Below are 3,795 nucleotides of genomic sequence, written 5' to 3'. Positions count from 1 at the left end.
CGCCCGGACGGGGTGCGTCCGGGCGGGGCCCTCGGTGGCGCGAAGGCGCCGGTGCCGGGTTACAGGCCGAGCTCGACCTCGAACTCGCCGGCCTCCAGGATCTGCTTGACCGTCGTGAGGTAGCGGGCCGCGTCGGCGCCGTCCACCAGGCGGTGGTCGTAGCTGAGCGCCAGGTACGTCATGTCGCGGATCGCGATGGTCTCGCCCAGGTCCGGGTGGTTGATGACGACCGGGCGCTTGACCGTGGCGCCGATGCCGAGGATGCCGACCTGGTTCGGCGGCACGATGACGGTGTCGAACAGCGCGCCGCGCGAACCGGTGTTGCTGATGGTGAAGGTCGCACCGCCCAGCTCGTCCGGGGTGATCTTGTTGCCGCGGACCTTGCCGGCCAGCTCCGCGGTCTTCTTGGCGATGCCCGCGAGGTTGAGGTCGCCGGCCCCCTTGATGACCGGGGTCATCAGACCCTTCTCGGAGTCCACCGCGATCCCGATGTTCTCGGAGTCGAAGTAGGTGATCGTGCCCTCGTCCTCGTTGATCCGGGCGTTGACGACCGGGTGGGCCTTCAGCGCCTGGGCCGCCGCCTTGACGAAGAACGGCATCGGGGACAGCTTGACGCCCTCACGCGCGGCGAAGGAGTCCTTGGCCTGCGCGCGCAGCCGCATCAGCTTGGTGATGTCGACCTCGACGACGGAGGTGAGCTGCGCCTGGCCGTGCAGCGCCTTCATCATGTTGTCGCCGATGACCTTGCGCATGCGGGTCATCTTGACGGTCTGCCCGCGCAGCGGGGAGACCTCCAGCTTCGGCGCCTTCGAGGCGGCCGGGGCTGCGGCGGCGGCCGGGGCGGCCGGCTGCGAGGCGGCGGCCTTGGCGGCCTCGGCCGCCTCCAGGACGTCCTGCTTGCGGATGCGGCCGCCGACGCCGGAGCCGGTGACCGACGCGAGGTCGACGCCGTTCTCCGAGGCGAGCTTGCGCACCAGCGGCGTGACGTACGCGCCGTCCGCGCCGGAGCCCTGGGCCGGGGCGGCGGGGGCGGGCGCGGCGGCCGGCTGCGGCTGCGCGGCGGGCTGCGGCTGGGCGGCCGGCTTCGGGGCCTCCTGCTTCGGGGCCTCCTGCTTCGGAGCCTCCGGCGCGGGGGCCGGAGCGGGCTCGGCCTTGGGGGCCTCCTGCTTCGGGGCCTCCTGCTGCTTCGGAGCCTCCTGCTTCGGCTCCGGGGCCGCGGCGGGCGCCGCACCCTTCTCACCGATCACGGCCAGCTTCGCGCCGACCTCGGCCGTCTCGTCCTCGCCGACGACGATCTCCAGCAGGACGCCGGACGCGGGGGAGGGGATCTCGGTGTCGACCTTGTCCGTGGAGACCTCGAGCAGCGGCTCGTCCTCGGAGACCTCCTCGCCGACCTCCTTCAGCCAGCGGGTGACGGTGCCCTCGGTGACGCTCTCGCCGAGCGCCGGCAGGACGACGTCCGTGCCGGAGGCGGAGCCGCCGCCGGACGCCGACTCGGCGGTCGGCGCGGCCGCGGGGGCCTCGGTCTCGGTGGAGGGGGCCGTGGGGGCCTCCTGCGCCGGGGCCTCGTCCGCGGACGGCGCGGACTGCTCGGCGGGCGCGGCCGACTCGCCCGAGCCGCCGCCGGAGCCGTTGTCGATCACGGCGAGCTCGGCGCCGACCTCGACGGTCTCGTCCTCGGCGACCTTGATGGACGACAGGACGCCCGCCGCCGGCGACGGGATCTCGGTGTCGACCTTGTCGGTCGAGACCTCGAGCAGCGGCTCGTCGGCCTCGACGCGCTCACCCTCGGCCTTCAGCCAGCGGGTGACGGTGCCCTCGGTGACGCTCTCGCCGAGCGCCGGCAGGGTTACGGAAACCGGCATGGTTTCGGTTGCTCCTTAGCGATGGTGTCTCCCCCTGCCTGCTCGGGCATCGGCCGAGAGCCCGGGGGAGTACGGAAGTCTGGTGGTCGTCGCGGCCCCGGGGGGCCGCGGGGCGCGCGTGCGGTCCGTCGTGCGGTACCCGCCGGACCCGCGTGCTCCGGTGCCGTGCCGTGCCGCGCGGCGCTGACGTCAGCCTCTCAGGCGCGCGGCCCGCGGTCCCGGATCCCGCCGGGTCCACCGGCGAGTCCCCGCGGCGACTAGTCGTGCGAGTGCAGCGGCTTCCCGGCCAGCGCCAGGTGCGCCTCGCCCATGGCCTCGTTCTGCGTCGGGTGCGCGTGGACGAGCTGCGCGACCTCGGCCGGCAGCGCCTCCCAGTTGTAGATCAGCTGCGCCTCGCCGACCTGCTCGCCCATCCGGTCGCCGACCATGTGGACGCCGACGACGGCCCCGTCCTTGACCTGGACCAGCTTGATCTCGCCCGCGGTCTTCAGGATCTTGCTCTTGCCGTTGCCGGCCAGGTTGTACTTGAGCGCGACGACCTTGTCCGCGCCGTAGATCTCCTTGGCCTTCGCCTCGGTGATGCCGACGGACGCGACTTCGGGGTGGCAGTAGGTGACCCGCGGGACACCGTCGTAGTCGATCGGGACGACCTTCTGGCCGGCCAGCCGCTCGGCGACGAGCATGCCCTCGGCGAAGCCGACGTGCGCGAGCTGGAGGGTCGGGACGAGGTCGCCGACGGCCGAGATCGTGGGGACGTTGGTCTGCATGTACTCGTCGACCAGGACGAAGCCGCGGTCCATGGCGACGCCCTGCTCCTCGTAGCCGAGGCCCTGCGAGACGGGGCCGCGGCCGATGGCGACGAGCAGCAGCTCCGCCTCGAACGTCTTGCCGTCGGCGAGGGTGACCTTGACGCCGTCCTGGGTGTACTCGACGCCCTGGAAGAAGGTGCCCAGGTTGAACTTGATGCCGCGCTTGCGGAAAGCGCGCTCGAGCAGCTTGGAGCTGTTCTCGTCCTCGGCCGGGACGAGGTGCTTCAGGCCCTCGATGACGGTGATCTCGGAGCCGAACGACTTCCACGCGGAGGCGAACTCGACGCCGATCACGCCGCCGCCGAGCACGATCGCGGACTTCGGCACGCGGTCGAGCTTCAGGGCGTGGTCGGAGGAGATGACGCGGTTGCCGTCGATCTCCAGGCCCGGCAGCGAGCGCGGCACGGAGCCGGTCGCGAGCAGGACGTGGCGGCCCTCGACCCGCTGGCCGCCCACGTCGACCGACGTCGGCGACGACAGCTTGCCCTCGCCCTCGATGTACGTCACCTTGCGGGACGCGATCAGACCCTGCAGGCCCTTGTACAGGCCGGAGATGACGTCGTCCTTGTACTTGTGGACGGCCGCCATGTCGATGCCCTCGAAGGTGGCCTTGACGCCGAACTGCTCACTCTCGCGGGCCTGGTCGGCGATCTCGCCCGCGTGCAGCAGGGCCTTCGTGGGGATGCAGCCGTTGTGCAGGCAGGTGCCGCCGACCTTGCCCTTCTCGATCAGGGCGACGTCCAGGCCGAGCTGGGAAGCGCGCAGCGCCGCGGCGTAACCGCCGCTACCGCCGCCGAGGATCACTAGGTCGAAAACGGTGCTGGCGTCGTTCGCCACGTCACGTCCTCCATGCATGGTGCGCCGTGCCGGTCGTCGAGGGCCGGTCGGCGGCGGATTACGGCCGCTGTATGTCGTCGGCCCTGTGGTGGGGGCCCTGTCCTGCCAGTCACCCATCTTCGCACTTGTTCGCGGGTGGCGGGACGCGGGGCCGGGGAGCGGACCGCCGATCCCCTTCTGCCCGCCTCCCTCGCCCGTACGGAGGCACGGATTTCGTCCAGAGCGAACGCCCGTGCCCCGGTCGGCGGACGAAGCGGGCCCCGGCGCGTGGTAGAGCACGCGCG

The 3,795-nt window shown here is 72.3% G+C and carries 2 protein-coding genes; both read right to left on the bottom strand.

The window, feature by feature from the left end:
- Positions 1 to 59: 59 nt before the first annotated feature.
- Positions 60 to 1,865 (bottom strand): 2-oxoglutarate dehydrogenase, E2 component, dihydrolipoamide succinyltransferase, encoded by a 1,806-nt coding sequence (sucB, locus tag ACFWEG_RS28500; RefSeq protein ID WP_387220859.1) that lies wholly within the window; start codon positions 1,863 to 1,865, stop codon positions 60 to 62.
- Between the two features lie 257 nt (positions 1,866 to 2,122).
- Positions 2,123 to 3,511 (bottom strand): dihydrolipoyl dehydrogenase, encoded by a 1,389-nt coding sequence (lpdA, locus tag ACFWEG_RS28495; RefSeq protein ID WP_387220856.1) that lies wholly within the window; start codon positions 3,509 to 3,511, stop codon positions 2,123 to 2,125.
- Positions 3,512 to 3,795 lie beyond the last annotated feature (284 nt).

The sequence above is a fragment of the Streptomyces sp. NPDC060194 genome (genome assembly GCF_042728285.1).
In the GTDB taxonomy this organism is placed as follows: Bacteria; Actinomycetota; Actinomycetes; order Streptomycetales; family Streptomycetaceae; genus Streptomyces.
The sequence above is the reverse complement of the archived record's forward strand: the minus strand, read 5'-3'. Positions and strand labels throughout refer to the sequence as shown.